This window comes from Trinickia sp., assembly GCF_036503415.1.
Lineage (GTDB): Bacteria > Pseudomonadota > Gammaproteobacteria > Burkholderiales > Burkholderiaceae > Trinickia.
Genome location: NZ_DASXWY010000127.1, coordinates 16,206 through 38,534, shown reverse-complemented (window position 1 = coordinate 38,534; position 22,329 = coordinate 16,206). Strand labels below are relative to the sequence as shown.

The 22,329-nt window shown below is 64.8% G+C and carries 19 protein-coding genes; 7 read left to right on the top strand and 12 right to left on the bottom strand.

Annotated elements, in window-relative coordinates; genetic code table 11:
* Positions 1-9: 9 nt before the first annotated feature.
* On the bottom strand, positions 10-396 hold the full coding sequence (locus tag VGL01_RS16185; protein ID WP_331571038.1) for a thioredoxin family protein: 387 nt from the start codon (positions 394-396) through the stop codon (positions 10-12).
* Between the two features lie 205 nt (positions 397-601).
* Here VGL01_RS16185 and VGL01_RS16180 point away from each other — a divergent pair, with 205 nt between their 5' ends.
* The 5 genes from VGL01_RS16180 (at position 602) to VGL01_RS16160 (ending at position 5,175) form a co-directional block, all read left to right on the top strand.
* Positions 602-1,282, top strand: a complete 681-nt coding sequence (locus VGL01_RS16180; RefSeq protein WP_331571036.1) for a response regulator transcription factor — start codon at positions 602-604, stop codon at positions 1,280-1,282.
* Complete coding sequence (locus tag VGL01_RS16175; protein ID WP_331571034.1) at positions 1,279-2,649, top strand: sensor histidine kinase; 1,371 nt, start codon at positions 1,279-1,281, stop codon at positions 2,647-2,649. The genes VGL01_RS16180 and VGL01_RS16175 overlap by 4 nt, the downstream gene beginning before the upstream one ends.
* An 82-nt stretch (positions 2,650-2,731) precedes the next feature.
* Positions 2,732-3,979: a tyrosine--tRNA ligase gene (gene tyrS / locus VGL01_RS16170; protein WP_331571032.1), complete on the top strand. Its 1,248-nt coding sequence runs from the start codon at positions 2,732-2,734 to the stop codon at positions 3,977-3,979.
* A gap of 13 nt (positions 3,980-3,992) precedes the next feature.
* Positions 3,993-4,451, top strand: coding sequence for a D-aminoacyl-tRNA deacylase (gene dtd / locus VGL01_RS16165; RefSeq protein ID WP_331571030.1), 459 nt, complete (start codon positions 3,993-3,995; stop codon positions 4,449-4,451).
* 46 nt (positions 4,452-4,497) lie between these two features.
* Positions 4,498-5,175, top strand: a complete 678-nt coding sequence (locus VGL01_RS16160) for a histidine phosphatase family protein (protein ID WP_414720278.1) — start codon at positions 4,498-4,500, stop codon at positions 5,173-5,175.
* Between the two features lie 70 nt (positions 5,176-5,245).
* On the opposite strand, the gene VGL01_RS16155 is transcribed toward VGL01_RS16160, so the two are convergent.
* The 10 genes from VGL01_RS16155 to VGL01_RS16110 form a co-directional block, all read right to left on the bottom strand.
* The gene (locus VGL01_RS16155) at positions 5,246-6,142 is read right to left on the bottom strand and encodes an oxygenase MpaB family protein (protein WP_331571054.1); all 897 of its coding nucleotides are present in this window, start codon (positions 6,140-6,142) and stop codon (positions 5,246-5,248) included.
* Positions 6,143-6,238: 96 nt separating this feature from the next.
* On the bottom strand, positions 6,239-7,303 hold the full coding sequence (gene ruvB, locus VGL01_RS16150) for a Holliday junction branch migration DNA helicase RuvB (protein WP_331571028.1): 1,065 nt from the start codon (positions 7,301-7,303) through the stop codon (positions 6,239-6,241).
* A gap of 45 nt (positions 7,304-7,348) precedes the next feature.
* Entirely contained in the window at positions 7,349-7,930 is a 582-nt protein-coding gene (gene ruvA / locus VGL01_RS16145) for a Holliday junction branch migration protein RuvA (RefSeq protein ID WP_331571026.1), read from the bottom strand.
* Between the two features lie 77 nt (positions 7,931-8,007).
* Entirely contained in the window at positions 8,008-8,550 is a 543-nt protein-coding gene (gene ruvC / locus VGL01_RS16140; protein WP_331571024.1) for a crossover junction endodeoxyribonuclease RuvC, read from the bottom strand.
* Positions 8,551-8,650: 100 nt separating this feature from the next.
* The gene (locus tag VGL01_RS16135) at positions 8,651-13,513 is read right to left on the bottom strand and encodes a trehalase family glycosidase (RefSeq protein ID WP_331571022.1); all 4,863 of its coding nucleotides are present in this window, start codon (positions 13,511-13,513) and stop codon (positions 8,651-8,653) included.
* A 436-nt stretch (positions 13,514-13,949) separates the two neighbouring features.
* Positions 13,950-15,515, bottom strand: a complete 1,566-nt coding sequence (gene purH, locus VGL01_RS16130; protein ID WP_331571020.1) for a bifunctional phosphoribosylaminoimidazolecarboxamide formyltransferase/IMP cyclohydrolase — start codon at positions 15,513-15,515, stop codon at positions 13,950-13,952.
* A 39-nt stretch (positions 15,516-15,554) separates the two neighbouring features.
* Positions 15,555-15,788 (bottom strand): Fis family transcriptional regulator, encoded by a 234-nt coding sequence (locus VGL01_RS16125; RefSeq protein ID WP_173255266.1) that lies wholly within the window; start codon positions 15,786-15,788, stop codon positions 15,555-15,557.
* On the bottom strand, positions 15,785-16,858 hold the full coding sequence (gene dusB, locus VGL01_RS16120; protein ID WP_331571052.1) for a tRNA dihydrouridine synthase DusB: 1,074 nt from the start codon (positions 16,856-16,858) through the stop codon (positions 15,785-15,787). The genes VGL01_RS16125 and dusB overlap by 4 nt, the downstream gene beginning before the upstream one ends.
* 125 nt (positions 16,859-16,983) lie before the next feature.
* On the bottom strand, positions 16,984-18,306 hold the full coding sequence (locus tag VGL01_RS16115; protein ID WP_331571018.1) for a UbiH/UbiF/VisC/COQ6 family ubiquinone biosynthesis hydroxylase: 1,323 nt from the start codon (positions 18,304-18,306) through the stop codon (positions 16,984-16,986).
* Complete coding sequence (locus VGL01_RS16110; RefSeq protein ID WP_331571016.1) at positions 18,303-19,700, bottom strand: aminopeptidase P N-terminal domain-containing protein; 1,398 nt, start codon at positions 19,698-19,700, stop codon at positions 18,303-18,305. Before VGL01_RS16110 ends, VGL01_RS16115 begins: the two co-directional genes overlap by 4 nt.
* Positions 19,701-19,892: 192 nt before the next feature.
* Here VGL01_RS16110 and VGL01_RS16105 point away from each other — a divergent pair, with 192 nt between their 5' ends.
* Entirely contained in the window at positions 19,893-20,504 is a 612-nt protein-coding gene (locus tag VGL01_RS16105; RefSeq protein ID WP_331571014.1) for a glutathione S-transferase family protein, read from the top strand.
* The gene (locus VGL01_RS16100) at positions 20,501-21,274 is read left to right on the top strand and encodes a hypothetical protein (RefSeq protein ID WP_331571012.1); all 774 of its coding nucleotides are present in this window, start codon (positions 20,501-20,503) and stop codon (positions 21,272-21,274) included. The genes VGL01_RS16105 and VGL01_RS16100 overlap by 4 nt, the downstream gene beginning before the upstream one ends.
* On the opposite strand, the gene mnmA is transcribed toward VGL01_RS16100, so the two are convergent.
* A complete protein-coding gene (mnmA, locus tag VGL01_RS16095) occupies positions 21,172-22,311 on the bottom strand; it encodes a tRNA 2-thiouridine(34) synthase MnmA (RefSeq protein ID WP_331571010.1) in 1,140 nt (379 codons plus the stop codon). The two genes, VGL01_RS16100 and mnmA, sit on opposite strands and share 103 nt — an antisense overlap.
* Positions 22,312-22,329 lie beyond the last annotated feature (18 nt).

Sequence of the window (22,329 nt, the reverse complement as noted above, 5' to 3'; positions counted from 1 at the left end):
GGGCCTGACCTAGGGAAGGGTCTTTGAAAATAGCGCTGCGATCCTGTCCCGATTCGTTTCACCGGTGGAGCGGCCGACCTCGGTGTTGCCCTTGAACGCGACGAGGGTGCTGCGTGCCTTGACATCCAGTGTCCGCTGCACGTCCTTTTCGGTGTCGAAATCGACGCGCATCACAGTGACGTTCTTGAACCGCGCATCGGATTCGAGCGAGGAAATCACCTCCGCCTGCTTCTTGCAGACAGGGCACCAGGGGGCATGCACATGGACGACGACGGGTTTGCCGGCGGCGCGCAATGTGTCGAACGTCGTCCGGTCGAATGCTTGCTCGCCGGCGAAAGCGAAGAGGCTCGAAACGAGCAGCGTGAAGGCCAAGATGCTTCGAAGAGCAAATTTCATATGGAGGTACCGTATTCGTGTTGAAGGGAAGCCGGGGTGCGAGGCCGTGGAAAGGCGGTACGCAGCGTCGACGCGGAGCATCGTAGAAAGGCAGCTTTGCCTGCGCAACTGAACTTTTCATGAAGAAAACTTCAGAAAGGAAGCCCGCGCACATCGGTATAGAATGCGCGAGCCAGCCTCCAGCCGCGGGTATTGCCGCTCCCAAATGAAGATCCTTGTCATTGAAGACGAAGCGAAGCTTGCCCGCGTGATCGAGGAGAGTTTGACGCTTGCGCGGTACGACGTGCGTGTGGCGACCACGGGGGAAGAGGGTTTCTTTCTGCTCAGTGGCGAGCCCTTCGATCTCGTCGTGCTCGATTTGATGTTGCCTGGGCGAGGTGGGATCGAGATTCTATCTGCGATGCGCGCGCGCGATGCGGCGCCGCCAGTCATCATCATTACGGCGCGCGATTCAGTCGAGGATCGCGTGCGAGGCTTGGACAGCGGTGCCGACGACTATCTCGTGAAACCGTTCGCGCTTCCGGAGCTGCTTGCTCGTGTTCGCGCAATGCTTCGGCGTGGCGGCGCCGAGACCGTATTGCGGCTCCGATGCGCGGACCTCGAAATGGATCTTGTCGCGCGTGCGGTATCGCGGGCGGGACAGGCCGTCGAGCTAACCGCGAAGGAGTTCGAAATCCTCGAATTCCTGCTGCGCCATCGGGGCACCACGGTGACGCGCGCCATGATCGTGCGCGACATCTGGCACGAGGTCGCGCGCGTGATGCCGCTCGACAACGTGATCGATGTTCACATCGCGCGGTTGCGCAAGAAGATCGACACGGGTTTCGGGGTACCGCTCGTACATACCGTGCGCGGCATCGGCTTCGTTTTGCGTGCGCATCCATGACGGGATCGATGCACGGGCGTGTCCGCTGGCGGCTCACGCTTTGGTACGCGATTACGCTGACGTTGATTTGCCTGACGCTCTCGACCTGCGTGTACCTGTTCGTGCGCACGAGCAGCATGTTGCTGTTGCGGACACAGGCCGATCGCGATGTCGCGTACGTCAAGGCACTCATCGACGAAGCGGGCGACCAGTGGCCGGGCGACGCGTCGGTCGCACGGGGGCCTGGCGGCGTGAGACTGTTCGGCACTGCATCGGCTCAGCGCGGGGAGCGTGTGACCGCTGCCTGGCGGGAGGTGTTTCCGGCCGGATTGCTGGGTGGGAGCGGTCAGTCCGATCGAATCGTGCAAGGCAGCAATGGCAGACACTACTTCCTACACGAAGCGAAGACCGGTACGCCGGGCGGACCTTACACGGTCGCCGTGGCGCAAGATGTCGAGCAGACCTATGCGATCGGGCGCAAGCTGACACTCCTCATCTGGATCGGTTTTCCGGCTGCATTGCTCGCGAGCCTTGCGGGCGGTTATTGGCTGGCGGGGCATGCGATTGCGCCGGTGGCTCAGATGGCGCGTCGCGCGCGAGACATCGGTGCGGAGAACTTGTCGGAGCGCCTGCCTGTCTACGATCGCGATGATGAGTTCGGACAGCTTGCGGTGGCGTTCAACGACACGCTTTCGCGACTCGAAGGCGCGTTCGAGCGGATGCGCCGTTTCACGGCGGATGCTTCGCATGAGTTGCGCACGCCGCTTACGGTCATACGGAGCGTGGGTGAAAATGCGTTGCAGCATCCGGGGGACGGCGTGCGTCACGCCGATGCGATCGGCAGCATGCTTGAAGAGGTCGACCGCCTCGTGCAATTGCTGGATGGGCTGCTTTTGCTGACGCGGGCGCAGGATGGTGCATTGCCGCTGGAGCGGACGGTGACCGATGTGAGTGCGCTCGTTGCGCACTCGATAGATAGTCTGGCGGTGCTGGCGGAAGAGAAGCGGCAGGTGCTGGTTTGCGCCAATGCGCCGGGGGTCCTTGCGACGGTGGACGAGGCGACGCTCAAGCAAGCCGTCTACAACCTCCTTGCCAATGCGATTCGCTATACCCCTGCCGGTGGTGCGATCGAGGCACGTGTTGCGTCGCGCGCGGGCGAAGTCGTCGTCGAGGTGGCCGACACCGGACCCGGGATTGCGCCCGAACATCAGGCTCATGTTTTCGAACGGTTTTATCGCGTCGAGCCGGACCGCTCGCGCGCGACGGGCGGCACGGGGCTCGGCCTCGCAATCGCGCAATGGGCAGTGCAAGCCAACGGCGGCGTGATCGAACTCGAGTCCGCACCGAAGCACGGCAGCATATTCCGGATCAGGCTACCGGTGGCGTGACGCCGCCATGCCGTTTGGCCGCGCCGCGGCACGAATATGGGACAATTACGGCTTTTGCAACGTCCCAGCACGCGACTTTCCGATGAGCACCGACTCCACTGCCCAACCCGCCTCGAAGTTTCCAGTCACGGACGAGGTCCTTCACGCGCTCGCTGTCGCCAAGCGCGGCGCCGACGAACTGCTGATCGAAGAGGAGTTCGTGCAGAAGCTGGCGCGAAGTGCCGCGACGGGCAAGCCGCTGCGCATCAAGCTCGGGCTCGACCCGACCGCACCGGATATTCATATCGGCCATACGGTCGTGCTGAACAAGATGCGTCAGCTTCAGGATCTCGGGCACACCGTCATCTTTTTGATCGGCGACTTCACCTCGCTCATCGGCGATCCTTCGGGACGCAACGCCACGCGACCGCCGCTCACTCGCGAGCAGATCGAATCGAATGCGAAGACTTATTTCGATCAGGCCGCGCTGGTGCTCGATCGCGAGAAGACGGAGATCCGCTTCAACAGCGAATGGTCGATGCCGCTCGGCGCCGACGGCATGATCAAGCTGGCGTCGCGCTATACCGTCGCGCGCATTCTCGAACGCGAGGACTTCACGAAGCGGTTCCAGGGTGGCGTGCCGATCTCCATCCACGAATTCCTCTATCCGCTGATGCAGGGTTACGACTCGGTCGCGCTGAATGCCGATCTTGAACTCGGCGGCACGGATCAGAAGTTCAACCTGCTCGTTGGCCGCGAGCTGCAGAAGCAGTATGGACAAGAGCAGCAGTGCATTCTGACGATGCCGCTGCTCGAGGGACTGGACGGCGTCGACAAGATGTCGAAGTCGAAGAACAATTACGTCGGCATCAGTGAGAAGCCGGCTGACATGTTCGGCAAGCTGATGAGCATCTCGGATACGCTCATGTGGCGCTACTTCGAGTTGCTGTCGTTTCGCAGCGTTGACGAGATTGCACGCTTCGCCCGCGAGGCGCAGGAAGGCCGCAATCCGCGCGACTTCAAAGTGCTGCTCGCGCAGGAGGTCGTGGCGCGCTTTCATTCGCAGGCCGACGCCGAGCGTGCGCTCGAGGACTTCAATCACCGCGCGCGCGGCGGGGTGCCCGATGACATCCCATCGGTGACGCTTGCCGGCGCTCCGCTCGGCATCGGCCAATTGCTCAAACAGGCGGGCCTCGTGCCGTCGACGAGCGAGGCGCTGCGCAACATCGACCAAGCCGGCGTCAGGATCGACGGCACGACGGTGACGGACAAAGGGCTCAAGGTCGACGCCGGTGAATATGTCGTGCAGGTCGGCAAGCGGCGCTTCGCGCGCATCACGCTGACCGCGTGACAGAGGGGGGCTCGTGATCGCTTTGATCCAGCGGGTGACCCAGGCGCAAGTGCGCGTCGGCACGCGCGTAACAGGCGAGATCGGCCCGGGACTGCTCGCGCTCGTTTGCGCCGAGCGCGGCGACAGCGAAGCCGTGGCCGACAAACTCGTCGCCAAGGTGCTGGGCTATCGCGTGTTCGGCGATGCGGCCGGCAAAATGAATCTGCCGCTTTCGAATATCGACGGCGCAGGGCGTGCCGGCGCGTTGCTGCTCGTTTCGCAATTCACGCTGGCGGCCGATACGGACAGCGGCCTGCGTCCGAGCTTCACGCCGGCCGCGCCGCCCGAGGATGGGCGGCGTCTGTTCGACTATTTCGTTGCTGCGGCGCGGGCGCGTCACCCGCTCGTCGAAACCGGCGAGTTCGGTGCCGAGATGCAGGTCTCGCTCGTCAACGACGGTCCCGTCACGTTCTGGCTGCGCGCCCGTAACTGATCCGAACGGTCCGGGTCTGACCTGACCGTCCATACGTATTTCGATCATGCCAACCCGCATCGTTTTCATCCGCCACGGCGAGACGGACTGGAATCGCATCAAGCGCATCCAGGGCCACATCGATATCCCGCTGAACGAGACTGGGCTCGAGCAGGCGCGCCGAATTGCGGCGCGGATGGCGCGCGAAGCCGGCGCCGGCCGCGGGGTCGATGCCATCTATGCGAGCGACTTGATGCGCGCGCGGCAAACGGCCGAGCCGACGGTGGCCGCGCTCGGCTTGTCGCTGAAGCTACAACCAGGGCTGCGCGAGCGCGCCTACGGCGTCTTTCAGGGACATGACAGCGATGAGATCGCGGACCGGTTCCCCGATGCCTACGCGGTCTGGCAGACGCGCGATCCAGGCTTTGCGCCCGAAGGCGGCGAGTCGCCACGCGTGTTCTATCACCGGGTGCTGCACACCGTCGCGCAAATCGCGGCGGAGCATCCGAACGGCCGCATCGTCTGCGTGACGCACGGTGGCGTGCTCGATTGCGTTTATCGCTGTGCTCGCGGGCTGGCGCTCGATGCGCCGCGCGACTATCCGTTGCTCAATGCGAGTCTCAACAGCGTGCAGTGGGACGAAGCCGGCCGCGCCTCGATCGTCGAATGGGGCGATGTCGCGCATCTCGAAAGCGCGAGCGCCGACGACGGCTTGGCGGTGGCGAAAGGCGTCGACCGCAAGTAGGCGATACGGAGCATCATCGACGCGAGCGTTGAGCTTGGTCGCGGTGGCGCCATTACCGCCGTCATGCCGTTCACACTTGCGCAGCCACGCGCCGGCGTGCGCGCTTCGATGCCCCATTGACGAGCGCCCAGCGCATCGCGGGCGCGATGATCCGTACGCCTTGGCGTGCCAGCTTGCCCGCATACCGCGCCGGCGCCGAAAAACCGATCAAGTCCTGCGCCCAGCGGGGTAACGAATCGACGCCCGCGCGGAACACCAACGCGCCGGCGGGCCGCATCAAGCGTCCTTTCGGGGCGGCATGGGCGAGCACCGCAACGACTTCGTGCACGCGCGGCCCTGCCTCGAGCGCGGGCCGCATGGTGGCGAGATAGGTCGCCACTTCCGCCCGGGAGCGCGGCACATCCTCGGCACCCAGCAGTTGCGCGATCATGGCCATCTCGGCGTAATAGCGATCCTGCTCACCGATCGACAGCGCGGGATTGACGTAGCGCAGATGGGCAGCCATGAAGCTCGAGACCTCCGCCACGTGGACCCATGTCAGCAACCCGGGATCGCTGGCGCGGTAAGGCCGCCCGTCCGGAGCGGTACCGCTGACGGCAAGATGGATGCGTTTGACGCGTTCGATAAGCGCGAGCGCGTCGGCGCGGTTGCCGAACGTCGTGCCCGAGATGAACGTGGCCGTGCGGCGCAGGCGGCCGAGCATGTCGGTGCGAAACGTGGAATGGTCCCAGACACCGGCTAACGCGAGCGGATGGAGGGCCTGCAGCATCAACGCCGAGATGCCACCCACCATCATCGCCGTGAAATCGGCATGCACTTGCCAGCAGACCGCATCGGGGCCGAAGAGGCCCGGGTCGCCGGGCGGCGACGAGAAATCGAGCGTCGGGCCGCTGCCTGTCGTCAGATGAGTGATGCCCCGGACGATCTTCGCGCGCACTCGGGCGCCGAGCGCATCGCGCCATGCCATGCTCGGACGAGGGGCTTTGCCGGCGCTATCTGACATGGAGAGCTGGGGAACCGTTGAAATGAGGCCTGCCCGACGCGTGCGCTCGACGCTTGCGCCTCAGGAGGCGTCGTTATCCCAGAGGCTGCGCACGGTGCTGGCCGCGTCGGGGGTGGCCAGGCCGAAATGGCGGTACGCCGCCAAAGTCGCCACGCGCCCGCGCGGTGTGCGCTGCAAATAGCCTTGCTGGATCAGATACGGCTCGAGGACGTCTTCGATCGTATCGCGCTCCTCGCCGATGGCGGCAGCCAGATTGTCGACGCCGACGGGGCCGCCGTCGAACTTGTGCAGGATGGCCTCGAGCAGCTTGCGGTCCATCAGATCGAAGCCGACGGCGTCGACATCGAGCATGGCAAGGGCCGCATCGGCCACGCGCGCCGTGATATTGCCGTCGGCCTTCACTTCGGCGTAATCGCGCACGCGGCGCAACAGCCGGTTCGCGATGCGCGGCGTGCCGCGCGAGCGGCGCGCGATCTCGTACGCGCCGTCGCGATGGATCTGCGCGCCGAGCAGCGATGCCGAGCGCACGACGATGCGCGCGAGCTCCTCGGCGTTATAGAACTCCAGGCGCGCGACGATGCCGAAGCGATCGCGCAGCGGATTGGTCAGCATGCCGGCGCGCGTCGTCGCGCCGACGAGCGTGAACGGCTGGAGATCGAGTTTCACGCTGCGCGCGGCCGGACCCTCGCCGATCATGATGTCGATCTGGTAATCCTCGAGCGCGGGATAGAGAATTTCTTCAACGACGGGCGAAAGGCGATGGATTTCGTCGATGAACAGGACGTCGTTGGCTTCGAGATTCGTGAGCAGCGCGGCGAGATCGCCGGCACGCTCGAGCACGGGCCCGGACGTTTGCCTCAGATTGACCCCCATTTCGCGGGCGATGATGTGCGCGAGTGTCGTTTTCCCGAGGCCCGGGGGGCCGAACAGCAGGACGTGATCGAGGGACTCGGAGCGGCGCTTGGCCGCCTCGATGAAGATTTCGAGCTGGCCGCGCACTTTTTCCTGGCCGACGTACTCTTCGAGCTGGCGCGGACGCAGCGCGCGCTCGAACGCTTCCTCGTGCGAGGAAGAGGGGGCCGCGGAGATGATGCGCTCGGTGGCGAGCTTGTCGGTTTCGATCATGCGCGCCATTGTACCGCGCGCGGCGCCGCTGGGCCGGGGTGCCCGTTAACCCTTCGAGAGCGCCTTGAGCGCGAGCTTGATCCCTTCCGACACCCCGGTGCCGGCCGGAACGTTCTTGATGGCGGCGAGCGCTTCTTTTTCGGAATAGCCGAGCGCAAGCAGGGCGTTGAGGATATCGCTCGCGTGATCGGAAGGGGACACGGCCGCGGCGGCCGCGCCCAGATCGGCGCCGAGCTTGCCCTTGAGTTCGAGCAGCAGGCGCTCGGCCGTTTTCTTGCCGATGCCGGGCACGCGCGTGAGACGCGCGGCGTCTTGCAGCGTCACGGCCTGGGAGAGCTCCTGAACGCTCATGCCGGAGAGCACTGCCAGCGCCATGCGCGCGCCGATGCCGCTGATCTTGAGCAACTCGCGGAATGTGGTGCGCTCCTGGGCCGTGCCGAAGCCGTAGAGGAGGTGCGCGTCTTCGCGCACGATCAGCTGTGTAAGCAGCACGACCTTTTCGCCGGTCGACGGGAGGTTGTAAAACGTGCTCATCGGCACGTCGATCTCATAGCCCACGCCGTTGCAATCGACGAGCAGGTGAGGCGGGTTCTTTTCAAGCAGGGTGCCGGCGATTCGACCGATCATGTCTGAGGCGAGTGGAAAGGCAATGCGCGAGTGTAGCGTATGCCGAGGTGTCGCGAGCCGGCCGCTGGCCTTGCGTGTCAGCCGACGAGTCGCCCGCGCCGCACGCGCAATCCTTTTTTCGCGAGCCCGGGGGCGATATCGGCGAGGGCGCCGAGCGCACTTCCACCGTGGGCGTGGCAGATGGCCATGCCGAGCGCGTCCGCCGCGTCGGTGCCCGGCAGGCCGGGCAGATCGAGCAGGCGTCCAACCATCTGCTGCATTTGTTCTTTCGTCGCACGGCCGTATCCGACGACGGCTTGCTTGAGCTGCAGCGCCGTATATTCGGCAACGGGCACGCCGCCGGACACGAGACCGCAGATCGCCGCGCCACGCGCTTGCCCAAGCAGCAGCGTCGATTGCGGATTGACGTTCACGAAGACTTTTTCGATGGCCGACTGGTCCGGGGTGTGCTGGCGGATCAGCGTGGAGATGCCGTCGAAAATCGTGCGAAGACGGGACGGCAGATCCGCATCGGCCGTGCGGATGACGCCGCTCGTCACGTAAGTGAGCCGTTGGCCGGTTTGATCGATGATGCCGAAGCCCGTGACGCGCAGGCCGGGATCGATGCCGAGGATTCTCATGAGATTCAGGTGGGGAAGTGCCTGCGATACTACAACGAACGGCACTTCCCGCCTACAGGCGCAACGCTCCGATACATCCCGAGTGCGAGGACACGTGTTGTCAGGCCGCCACCGTCTGCTCCACCGGTTGCTCGTAGACCTCCTTGCAGCTCTTGAACCGCCATGCGAAATAGGCAAGCGTTTCATTGGTCATCGTCATGTTCGGTTCAACCGGATATTCGCCGCCGCGGCCCAGCTCGCCATTGGGGTTGTACTTCTCGGCCGTGATGCCGTAATTGACGAGTGCCGCGCGGGCATTTTTCACGAAGCCCAACGCGATTCGTTCCGCACGCTCTGGATGACCGTTCGCGATCAGGCCTTCGACCGCCTTGTAAGCGTGCATCGCCCAGAAATTGAGGCCATCCCACTGCTCGTGGCTATCCACATCGGCGGTGGCCATGAGACCGTCCCCGGTGGTGAGCGAGTCCAAAGCCCCGACGATCCATTCGATGTCTTGCGGCGGCACGACGCCGGCCCAGAGTGCGTTGGCGACCTCGGCCGACAGCAGTGGATGCAGCTCGCCTTCTCTGAGCCGGTAGTACGACCCGACCATCATCGGCGGACGCGTGCCGGGCTTCGGCTCGAGCGTGATATCCGTACGAGGCGCGAGGAAGGTTTCCTGCATTGCGAGCTCGCGCTGATCGGCGAACTTCTGCAGCATGTCCGCCATTTCGTCATGACCGGCTGCACGCAGCGCCCTTACCAGGACGCGCTCGGACTGGAGCACATGGGCATTTTCAGTCAGCGGCGCGGAATAGCTCAGTTCGCGGCGGCCATCGACCGGGTTGCGCTGCGCCCGGCTGAAATCGGTACCGATGGCCGCGCTATCGCGGTTCTCGCCGAACACGAATGCAGGATTGATTCCGACCCGCGCGAGTTCCTCGTCTGCGATCTCAGTGTCTTCGAGATCGCCTTCGGGGCGCGATCCCGAGGGCGTCGCATAGTCGATCAAACCGTTGATGATCTTGCCGTCGGGTTTCATTGCGACACCGTTGAAGATGGTCCCGGGCATCAGGCTCTCCGCACCGCGCATTCTGTTGTACCACTCGCCCATCAGTTCGGGCAGAAACTCCACCAGGATGTCGTCATTGCCGACGTGGTCGGCATACATCCCCGCGATGATCGCGAACGTCTCCGGCTGCTGACGTCCGGTGTAGTGCGTCGCGTAGGCGTTGTCATCGATTCCGGTCGTCCTGATGATGTGCGCTTTGTTGATGAGCGTACGCCGGACGCTCGCCAGGTCTCCGTCGGCCAGTTGGCCCGCCGATGCCAGCAACTGGTCCCATTGGAACGGTGTACTGAAGCGATTTGACGGTACGTCCGCAACCTCCGGAACCGGAATTGCGGATGAACCCGGCCGCAACGTCGCTTCCGACATATCGAGCTTGTTGATCTTGCGAAACGCGAGGACGTGGTCTTTCAGTGAGTTGATCGGCCCTTCGGGCTTTCTGTCGGCAAGCGGTCGACGCGGCGGATAGAAGTTCGCCTTGAAGAAGTCCGCAACGTCGAAGTCCTTCCAGAACTCGTCTCCCAACGTATCGAGATCGTCCGGGATAGCTTGTCCCTGCGCGATGTTTTTGATTGCGTATTCTCGCCGCGACCGCTCGAAATCCGCCATGATCTCGGCCGCAGGGCGCCGGGGGTCGCAGTCGACCACGGCCATGCTGTCGGACGTACCCAGATAGTCGTGGAGCGCATCGCCGATGGGCGTGCCTATCGGGTAGAGACGGGAGCGCCTCTGCACCAAGTGAAAGAGCTGCCCATAGATCTGCTTGTGACTCGGCATGACCACAGGCTCGACCGGCATCCATTCCTGCGGAAAGTTCGCGAAGATTTCGCGGATCTGCTGCTGCATCGGCGATTGACGCACGTTGGGATCTGCGGGTGCGAATCGGGTCGGCTTATTGGCTTTGAAGATCCGCTGGTTTTCGGCGTCCGGCACGTACATTTCGGGCACGCGAGTGCCGACGAGCGTATTGCGTCCGCCCGTTCGGCCGAGCACGTGTTGACGATCGCGCTCGACGGTGCCGACGAAGTGCTGTTTCTGGTACGCGATCGGTGGCATCCCGCTCACATTTTCGTGCTGATTGGTGTACTGGTATGACACCACCATGTTTTCGCCCCAAGTGGATTCGTCCAGCAGCTTCGCGCCCGCGCTGTCCATCTCACGCTGAATCGCCGGCCCCGCGGCGGGGTTGCCGTTCATTGTGGCAATCCTGTCGAAGCGGGCGTTCAACTCGCCCGCGGCTTCGGGCTTCACATAGCGCCGCACGACGACTTTGAGATCCCCGCGCGCGCCCGCGGGGCGATCGGGCAGTATGTGGTTGCGCATGTGTTCTGGCGGCGTAGGCGAAGAGGCGCCCCAGAGTTCCGTTTGCCATTCGATGTACTCGAGCTCGGTCATGACCCATTCTTGATACGGTGTACCGTTGGAGCCCGGGGGCGGGAGGTACAGCGTCGCCTCTCCGCTCTCGAGTCCTTTTACGAACCGTTTCATTGGGATCCACCACGCACCGAGGCCCATCCCCGTCACGTCGTGAATGGGCGGTGTGAGGCTCGGTTGCGGATAGGTGAGCCCACCGAGCGTTATATGCTGTTCGCGGCGGTTCTCGCTTCGCGAGACATTGTCCGCCCCGCGGATTCGGCTCGTGAGAGTTCCTTTGGTCCGCGAGAGTTGCACGGCGAACGCGTTCCACCAGCTGTTGACGCCCCCCACAACCCACGCGTTCTTCGGAATGGCGAGGTTGCCTCCGAACGGGGTGTTTACGCCGAGCACCGTCATGGTCTGCGCGATACGCGCCCTTTCCGTGTCTTCGCGCGTTTGATGATGGACGCTGATGTGGTCGTTGTCGAAATGCTCGTCAACGAGATTGTCCCACCCGCCAAGGTCCTCGTCGCTATCCTCGGAAGCGGTCACGCCGGATAGCGCATCGACGACCTTGCATGCCAAGGCCTTTGCCTCATCGAACGTGTCGGCCGCGATGCGAAGCTTGACGCCCTCCGACGTTTCGTGAGAGCCGTGAAAACCATATTCGAACACTTGCCACCAGAAATTCTCGGACGCGGCGCTCGGGCTCTCGGAGTGAATCTGCCCCACAGCGCCGGCGAGAAGTGTCCATGACTTGCGATCCATCGTGCCGATGTCGATGTCGATATGTGCGCCGTCAGGACCTTCGTCCCCCGAGAGAATCATGGCGGCGCCGCGGCCGCGAATGCGAGAGCCTGTCGGCAACGGCGTGACGGTCGGATGCCCCCATTTATGCCTCAACGCCTCGGGAGCGACCGTCGCCCAGTACGTGATATTCGGCCCCTGTGCACCTCGGCTCGTGAACGCGATGGAGGTGCCGGGGCGCATCGTATCGACGAGCTCGCGCACCCCTCGAGCGTTGCTTGCTTTGCCTAGCTGCATGTTTTCGAGCGTCCGCAGGTGCTTGCCCATGTCGGACGTGGCGGGATCGACGCCGGCTTCCCGCATCCATGCACGCAGTTTGTCGACGTTCAGTTGCCTGCATTCGCCGTGCGCCTGTTGCCATGCCGGGTGGCGGCTCAGCTCCCGCGGCGTGATTTGCAGCCTGCGCGCGGTCGCATCGAGCAAATCGTTGAACTCCCCTCTTTTCAGATCGATCGAAGCGCGCCGTGTACGGTGATCCACGCGGTTGATGAACGCTTTCAATGCGGTGAAGTGCAGCGCTTGACGGACGCGGTCATCGGTCAATTCCGGGACGAAGTCGGTGTCGCGCACGAGCAGGCCGTTTTCCCATCTCATCGGCGGGGCGAGTGCCTCGTCCAGATGCCCGACTAAATCGCTCATGGTCCGCTTGGCCAGCGTGTCCATCAGACGCTGGTTCATCGTCGGCATGCGCCCGAAGAAACCGCGTTTTTCGTTGGTGTCGCTGAATATCTGGTTCACCCGGTGCCGCATCATCGACAGATTTCTGGCGTCGCGCTCGCCCCCTTGTGGCTTGAAGAGCAGAATCGCCTCACGTTCCTTCCGGGTAGGGCTGGTGGAGCACGAGCCCATCAACGCGCGCGCCGCGATGACATTGCGCTCGAAGCCCAGCGCCTCGCTGGTGCCGGGCCGCGGTTTGTCGGCATCGGGTTCGGGCAGGGCACAATCAACGATCTCCTGGGCGAGCATGAGGGCGTCATTGAGATCTCGCGGGCGCTCAAACGCCTCATCGCCGAACGGCAGATTGTCGAGCAGATGTGCGCACGCTCTGAGCGTGGTCGACATCCGCCGACGCTCGTCGTCCGTATCGCTCAGGCGGACAAAGCGCGATGGGGCGAGCGCCGTCAGCACATCCCAACCCAGCTCGGTTTTTGCGAGCAGACACTGGGCCGCCAGATCGTCGGCTTGAACCGTTGCTGGGAATCGCGACGGGTCGCCCTCCGCTTGAAGATTCCAGGCATTCATGACATCCCGCGCACGTTCTGCATCGCCGCCCGTTGCCTGGGCGAGCGCGGTGGCCAACACGATCGCCTGCGCGTAGCGCGGCGCATGACCGTAGACAGGGATGTCGCTGTTTTCGCGTCTGTCGAGCAACTGATCGACGAATTGATGGCTGACGCCCTCGAACATCGACTCGATCTCAGCGCGTGCCGACTCCCGGTCGGTCATCGGATCGTGAGTGCTCGGGCGCTGGCGAGCGTCCTCGGCCGCTGCGCGAAACCGGCGGCGACTCGTTCGATCGTCGTTGCCTGCGAATGTCCGCTCGACGTGCTCATCCAGTTTTCGCTTGACGTCGACCGGCTGCGGTTTGCGATCCATCCGAAACAGCCCGCGCAGCCTGCCGCCTCGCAGGCGGGAGGCGTTCTCCCGATTGACATCGTCAGCGGCGGGGGCGGCAGTCTGCCGGTCCGCTGCCGGATGCTGCGCATGCGGGACGCTCGGTGCCGTCGTGGGCGAAAGAGTGGGCGTTGACATACACGTCTCCTTGGGAGGTTCTTCTCTTTGGTCACCGGCTCGACGATCGAGTGGTCGCCGCAATGGCTGACGACTTCATGTGATCGAAGCGCCTTGCAGTTGCTCAGTGCGTGCCGTGTGCGGCTCTCGCGCTGAAGTGGTGACGATTATCGCGTTGCGCACATTGGGCGCATGGAGGTGGGCGAAGAGGAGAACGGCGGCGCGACGTGGCAGGCGTGCGCATCGAGGGCGCACGTATCAAAACGCGAGCGAGGGCGAAGCGGTGTGAGGAGAGGCGAAAAGCGGTGCAGCTATTGGGACGATCATGTGCGCCGGGCCAGCGTTCTGACCGATTCAATGAGAGGGTGTCGGTCCGTGGCTCGAATGTCTTTGATGAAAACGTTGCACACGCAACGGGCGCCCATCGATGCGGGCGCCCGCGACATGCAATCGGCGATCAGTGCCGGAAGTGCCGCACGCCCGTCATGATCATGGCGATGTTGTGCTCGTCCGCGGCGGCGACGACTTCGTCATCGCGCATCGAGCCGCCCGGTTGAATCACGCAGGTCGCGCCCGCGGCCACGACGACATCGAGGCCATCGCGGAACGGGAAGAACGCATCGGACGCCACGGCCGAGCCCGCGAGCGTGAGCCCCGCGTTTTGCGCCTTGATGCTCGCGATCCGGGCCGAATCCACCCGGCTCATCTGGCCCGCGCCGACGCCGAGCGTCATACCCTTGGCGCAAAAGACGATCGCGTTCGACTTCACGTATTTCGCGACGCGCCAGGCGAAGAGCAAATCGTCCATTTCCTGCGGTGTCGGATGACGCTTGGTCACGACGCGCAATTCGCGCGACGAGACGTTCTTCGCATCGGGCGATTGCACGAGCAGCCCGCCGCCGACGCGCTTGAAATCGAACGTGTTCTGCCCGGCGCCCAGAGCGATCTCGAGCAAACGCACATTCTGTTTGGCCGCAAAGACTGCCTTGGCGCCCTCCGTGAACGACGGTGCGATCAGCACTTCGACGAACTGCTTGGCCACGGCTTGAGCCGCAGCCTCGTCGAGCTCGCGGTTGAACGCGATGATGCCGCCGAAAGCCGAAGTCGGATCGGTCTTGAACGCCTTCGAGTAGGCTTCGAGCGGATCGGCCCCGATGGCGACGCCGCAGGGATTCGCATGCTTGACGATCACGCAGGCGCTTGCATCGAACGTCTTCACGCACTCCCACGCCGCGTCGGCATCGGCGATGTTGTTGTACGAGAGCTCCTTGCCTTGCAACTGCCGATAGGCCGCGAGCGCACCGGCCGGCGCCGACAAGTCCCGGTAGAACGCCGCGCTCTGATGCGGATTCTCGCCATAGCGCAGGTCCTGCACTTTCTCGAAGGCGAGGTTCAGCGTGACCGGATACGCGTTGCGCGAGCTATGCTGGAGCGCCTCGGTCAAGCTCGTCAGATAGTTCGTGATCGCGCCGTCGTACTGCGCCGTGTGCGCGAAGACCTTCGTCGCCAGGCGGAAGTTCGTCTTGTAGCCGACCGTGTTGCCGTTCGCCCGCATTTCATCGAGCACCGCCGAATAGTCGGCCGGATCGACGATAACCGTCACGTCGCGATGATTCTTGGCGGCCGAGCGCAGCATCGTCGGACCGCCGATATCGATGTTCTCGATGGCGTCTTCGAGCGTGCATTGGTCTTTCGAAACCGTTGCGACGAACGGATAGAGATTGACGACGAGCAGATCGATCGTCGGAATCCCGTGCGCCTCGAGCGCGGCCATATGCTCCGGCACGTCCCGGCGCGCGAGAATGCCGCCGTGCACTTTCGGGTGCAGCGTTTTGACGCGGCCGTCGAGCATTTCGGGAAACCCGGTGTAGTCGGCCACTTCGGTCACGGCGAGGCCCGCCTCGGCGAGCAGCTTGGCCGTGCCGCCCGTCGACAGAATCTTGACGCCGAGCGCCGAGAGCGATTGGGCGAATTCGACGATGCCGGACTTGTCGGAAACGGAGATGAGCGCTTGCTTGATCATGATGGAAACCAATACCGAAAAGGGACGAGGGCGGCGCGACTACAGCAGACCGTGCTGTTGCAGCTTTTTGCGCAACGTATTGCGGTTGATGCCGAGATATTCGGCGGCAAGCGACTGATTGCCGCCGGCCTGCTCGAGCACCACCTCGAGCATCGGTTTTTCGACGCACGACATCACCATGTCGAAGACGTCGTGTGCTTTCGCGCCGTCGAGATCCTGGAAGTACCGCCCCAGGCTGTCGCGGACGCATTGTTCGATGTTGTGTTTGCTCATGCTGCTATGGGTTCTTGATGTCTCGGCTGGTTCGGCTCGCCGCTTGTATCCGCTTCGTCTTCCACGTAGACGAGACGGTCGGACAAAGCCAGTTGCGCGTCGAAAAATTCGTTGACGGCCAGCAGTTGTTCGCGTGTGGTATCGAGCGTGTTCATCCTGTGCCGGAACGCATTGGCGCCAGGAAGGCCGCGAGTGTACCAGCCGATATGCTTGCGCGCAGTACGCACGCCGGTGAACTCGCCATAAAACGCGTAATGATCCTCGAGGTGCTCGTTCATCACCTCGCGAATCTCCGCGATGCGCGGCGGCGGCAGCAGCTCGCCGTGCCGCAGGTAGTGCTCGATTTCGCGAAAGAGCCACGGGCGCCCCTGCGCCGCGCGGCCGATCATGATCGCATCGGCTCCGGTGGCGGCGAGCACGGCCTGCGCTTTCGCAGGCGTATCGATGTCGCCGTTTGCCACGACGGGGATTCGTGCTGCGCGTTTCACGGCGGCGATGGTGTCGTACTCGGCGTCGCCGTGATAGAGATCGGCGCGCGTGCGGCCGTGCACGGTCAGCATCGAGATGCCGGCGTTCTCCGCGATGCGGGCGATATTGAGCGCGTTCTTGTGCTCGCGGTCCCAGCCGGTGCGGATCTTCAATGTGACGGGCACGGCATTGGGCCCCACGCCGACGGCGGCCACGACCGCCTCGACGATGCGGGCGACGAGCGGCTCGTCCTGCAAAAGCGCCGAGCCCGCGGCGACATTGCAGACCTTTTTCGCCGGGCAACCCATGTTGATATCGATGATCTGCGCGCCGTTGGCCACGTTGTAGCGAGCGGCCTCGGCCATCATGGCCGGGTCGGCGCCCGCGATCTGCACCGCGATCGGCTCGACCTCGCCCGCATGATTGGCGCGGCGCATCGTCTTTTCGCTTTTCCAGAGCTGAGCGTTCGAAGCCACCATTTCCGATACGGCATACCCGGCGCCCAGGCGCTTGCAGAGCTGCCGAAACGGCCGGTCCGTGACGCCCGCCATCGGAGCGACGAACAGATTGTTGCGCAGAGTGTGAGGGCCGAGGGTTGGCATGATGGAACGGCTGTCCGGGCTCGTGACGCGGCGCGGACGCAGGCTGGCGACAAGGGAAACGGGCATTTTACCGCGTTAACGGTCAGCCCCGCGGGTGGGCCCCGGCGCAGCCCTCGTTTCGCAAGCTACTGGCGCTGGCCGAACATCATCTGTCGCGCGAGCGCGGTCTTGGCGGGCGGCAGGAATTCGAGCGCCGTCAGCGCGAGGCCGCGTAGCGGCGACAGCGGCCCGAGATCGGCCGTGAACAGGCGCGCAAGCGTATCGGTGGCGCCGATCGTGAGCGTTCTGTCGAGCCGGCGTGCCTTGGCGAACGCGGCGAGCGCATCCGGCACGGGCCCGAGCCGCGCGAGCGCGTCGGCCAGCGCGTGCGCGTCGCGCAGCCCCAGATTGAGGCCTTGGCCCGCGACGGGGTGAAGCGTCTGCGCGGCGTTGCCGATCGCCGCGATGCGGCCATCGACGAGCGTCTTTGCCGCGGCGAGACCGAGCGGGAAAGCGGCACGGCCCCGTATCGCCTCGAAGCGGCCCATGCGCGAGCCGAACGCGCGCCCGAGCTCGTCGAGCAACTCGGCATCGGCCAATCCGGCGCGACGGGTGGCCTCATCGGGCGACATGCACCAGACGAGCGCGTAATCGGCCTGTCCGACCCCGCCCATCGGTAAAAGAGCGATCGGCCCTTCGCCGGTGAAGCGCTCCCAGGCTGTATCCGGCTGCGGTGTGGCGACGCTCACGACGCCGACGAGCGCGGTTTGTCGATAGTCGCGCATCGTGCGGCGGGCGACCTCGGTCGAGCCTGCCGCGCCGTCCGGGCTGTGGGTCTCGCCCTCGCTCTCCCCCTCGCCGGTGCGCACCTCGCCGAAGAGGCCGCCTTCGGCGTTGACGACGATGCGCGCGCGCACCGTGCGCCGCACGGCTCCGGTTTCGAGCGGCAGCGTCAGCGCGTCGTCGCCCGGCTCGTTACGCGGCGGCAGTGCGGAGGTGGACGTGAACCAGTCTACGGCGGTGCGCCGCACGGTCCGGGCGAGCGTCTGCACGAGCGACCCGTACCGAACGACATAACCGAGTGCGGCGAGGCCGTGCTCGTCGCGCTCGATCAGCGTGCGACCGAAGCGTCCGCGCTCCGAAACGTGGATGCGCTCGATCGGATGGGCGTCGGCCGGCCACGCTCCGAGCGGCTCCAGCAACATGCGGGAGCCTTCCGAGACGGCGATGGCGCGCGGGTCGTTTGTCGCATCCTCCGGCTCCCGTGCGTCGACGAGCGCGACGGCGAGTCCGGCACTTGCACTGCGCCGGGCAAGCCAGGCGGCGAGCGCAAGGCCGACGGGGCCCGCGCCGACGATCGCCACGTCGAAGTCAGGATCGCCCGCCTCGCGCGCGGCTTGGGCCGCTTCGGCAGATTCGGCCGAATCTGCCGATCCGGTCGGTCCGTTTGTCGTCGATTGCGCTGTCATGGCTGAGCGGTCCGCGAGGCAAGCATGAGTGCCTCGATTTCGTCGGCTTGCACGGGCACGTCTCGCGACAGCAGCTCGCAGCCGGTCTCGGTCACGACCGCATCGTCCTCGATCCGTATGCCGATGTCCCAGTAGCGCTCGGGCACATCCTCGGCCGCGCGGATATAGAGACCCGGCTCGATCGTGAGCGTCATCGAGGCCGCGAGCGTGCGCCACGGCAAGGCGCCTTGCGCATCGCGCGGGGCGCCGCGGTCGCGGTAATCGCCGCAATCGTGCACGTCCATGCCGAGCCAGTGCCCGGTGCGGTGCATATAAAAGCGCGCATAGGCGCGCTCGGCAATGACGTCGTCGACCGACGAGAAGCGCTCGCGCGCAATGATGCCGGTATCGAGCAGCCCCTGCGCGAGTACGCGTACGGCGGCGTCATGCGGGGCCTCGAAGCTCACGCCCGGGCGCGTCGTATCGATGGCGGCCTGCTGCGCGGCGAGCACGATGTCATAGAGCTCCCGCTGCGGCGAGGAGAACCGCCCGTTCGCGGGAAACGTGCGTGTGATGTCGGAGGCGTAGCCGTCGAGCTCGCACGCTGCGTCGATCAGCACGAGTTCGTCGTCGCGCAACACCGCATTGCCGGCCGGGTAGTGAAGCACGCAGGCGTTGGCGCCCGCCGCGACGATCGAGCCATAGGCGGGGCCCTGCGCGCCGCGGCGCCGGAAGGTATAGAGCAGCTCCGCCTCGAGCTCGTACTCGGTCATGCCGGGCCGGCATACGGACATCGCGCGCCGGTGGGCTTCGGCCGAGATCTGCGCGGCGCGGCGCATGATCGCGACCTCGTGCGGATCCTTGAAGAGCCGCATGTCGTCGAGTTTCGGCGTGAGATCGACGAGCGCCACGGGCGCGGCGATGCCGCTGCGGCTTTGCGAGCGCACGGCGTCGAGCCATCCGCGAATTTTGCCGTCGAGTTCGCCCGATTGCGCGAACAGGTAATGCAGCGCCGGCGCGTCGGCGATCAGGCGCGGCAGCTCGGTATCGATTTCGTCGACGGAAAATGCCGCATCGAAGCCGAACGCGTCGCGCGCGGCCTCGGGGCCGAAGTGAAAGCCTTCCCAGGTTTCGCGCTCGGCGTTCTTGGGGCGGCAGAAAAGCAGACTGGCCGGCTCGTCGTCGCGAGCCTCCGCGTCGAGCACGATGAACGCCTGCGGTTCGGTGAAGCCGGTGAGGTAGTAGAAGTAGCTGTCGTGCCGGTACGGGTAGTCGGTATCGCGGTTGCGCGCGAGTTCCGGCGCCGTCCGTACGACGGCGACACCGCCGCCGGCCGCGCGCAGGGCAGCCAGCAGGCGCTCACGGCGTTCGCGGTAGACGGCAACGGCGAGGGGGGGATCGGTCGGTGGATTCATCGTGAGATTGTAGCGCCCAAACGGCGGCTCGATGGCGTGGCGCCGGCGCGGCGCGGCGCGCGCGTCAGCCGGTGTGTTGCATTCCGCCGACAGGCGCCGGCCTGGCCGATCGGGCCGATATCCCCGCAACGCTGTCCGCCGTTATGATCGTTGGCAACGTTATACTCTCCGTCGCACACCTGAGAAACGCAGATGATGAAACTAATCGGTTCGCTGGCCAGCCCGTATGTGCGCAAAGCACGCATCGTGCTGGCCGAAAAGAAGATCGACTACCAACTGGTGCTCGAAGACGTCTGGGCACCCGAGACGACTATTCATACGTTCAATCCGCTCGGCAAGGTTCCTTGCCTCCTCATGGAGGACGGTGAGGCCGTGTTCGATTCCCGCGTCATTTGCGAGTATGTCGATACGCTGTCGCCGGTTGGCCGGCTCATTCCGCAATCGGGCCGGGAGCGCGTCGAAGTCCGCTGCTGGGAGGCGCTGGCTGACGGCGTACTCGATGCCGGCGTCCTGATCCGCCTCGAGGCCACGCAGCGTGAAGAGGCGCGGCGCAGCGAAGGGTGGGTCGCACGCCAGCGACGCAAGATCGACGAAGCGCTGGGTGCCATGTCGCAAGGGCTCGCCGGCAAGCCGTGGTGCGCAAACAATCATTTTTCGCTTGCCGATGTGGCGGTCGGTTGCGCACTCGGCTACCTCGATTTCCGGATGCCGGAGCTTGGCTGGCGCGAAAAACATTCGAATCTCGATAAGCACTTCGCGAAGCTTTCGCAGCGGCAGTCGTTCATCGATACGATTCCCGCTTGAATCTACCCGACGCGCCCCCGCACGATGAGCGCTCGCCCGAGCGCACCGATCTGGCCGCGGCTCGGCACGCTCCTGCGCTGAGCGGGCGGGGGATGGCCGGTGCGGTGCTCGCTTTCCTCATACTTCTCGGTCTGCTCGTGCTTGCGTGGGAGTTCGCCGCGCGGCGCGGTCTCGTCGACCCGTTCTTCGTCTCGCAGCCGTCCGTCATTGCGTATCAGCTTTTCGACTGGTGGCATGGCGCAACGTCGCGCGGCCCATTGGCCGTACACATCGGCCTGACGCTCGGCGAGACGGCCGCCGGGGTGGCGGGCGGCTCGTTGGCTGCCGCGCTGGCTGTTGCAGCTTGTCCGGCGGATTCGATGCGCGGCCGGATACTGCGGCTCGGGACCGGCATCGCGCAGCCCGCCGTCGGTATCGGCATTGCCGCGGCGCTCGCGATGGGGCTGAGCGGCGCAAGCGGATGGGTGCCCAAGGCTGTGTTCGCCGCGCTGGCCGTGTTCGCGACAGCCATGGCCGATGCGCGCGGGTCGCTTCGAACGTCGTCGCGCTTACGCCTGCGGTGCCAACTTGCACTCGCCGCGGCCGTGCTCGCCGAATGCCTTGTCCCGGGCCGCGGTATCGGCTTTCTGATCGTTCGTTCGCTGCATCAGTTCAATGCGGGCGGCGTTTATGCGGCGCTCGTCGTACTTGTTGCGATATCGGTGGCGATCGACGCCGTGGCCGCGGCCTGTTCGATGATGCCGCCGCCCAGGCAGACATCGCCGTCGTAGAGCACCGCCGACTGGCCCGGCGTCACGGCCCACTGAGGGGTATCGAAGCCAAGCGAGAACTGTTGCGGCCCGCCTTGGACGCTGAACGTGCATGGGGCGTCGGCTTGCCGGTAGCGCGTTTTGGCGCCGAGCCGCGCGCCATCGTCGGGCGCGGCGCCTGCCACCCAACTCGTATTGCCCGCGACGAGCGTCTCCGAGAGCAGCCACGGATGATCGTGGCCCTGCACGACGTAAAGCGTGTTCGTCGCCATGTCCTTGCCGGCGACGAACCATGGCTCGCCGCTGCCGCTCTTGCTGCCGCCGAGGCCGATTCCCTTGCGCTGTCCGAACGTATAGAAGGCCAGACCGATGTGCTCGCCGACGACGACACGCTCGGGCGTCATCATCGGTCCCGGCCGCGTAGGCAGATAGCGGTTCAGAAACTCGCGGAACGGCCGCTCGCCGATAAAACAGATACCGGTCGAATCCTTTTTCTTCGCATTGGGCAGCCCGATTTGCTCGGCGATCGCGCGCACCTGCGTTTTGGGGGTGTCGCCGAGCGGAAACAGCGTCTTCGACAACTGCGCCTGATCGAGGCGGTGCAGAAAATAGGATTGGTCTTTGGTGTGATCTTTCGCCTTGAGCAGCTCGAAGCGGCCATCGGCTTCGCGCACACGCGCGTAGTGGCCCGTCGCGATCGTCTCGGCGCCGAGCGACATGGCATGGTCGAGAAACGCCTTGAACTTGATCTCCGCGTTGCAGAGCACGTCGGGGTTCGGCGTGCGGCCGGCCGAATATTCGCGCAGGAATTCGGCGAACACGCGGTCCTTGTATTCCGCCGCGAAGTTGACGGCTTCGACATCGATGCCGATCAGGTCCGCGACGGAGACGACGTCGATCCAGTCCTGCCGCGTCGAGCAGTACTCGCTGTCGTCGTCGTCCTCCCAGTTCTTCATGAAAAGGCCGACGACGTCATAACCGGCTTCCTTGAGGAGCCAGGCGGTCACCGACGAATCGACACCGCCCGACATACCCACCACCACTTTTTGCTTGCTCATCGAATTCACTGCTATCGG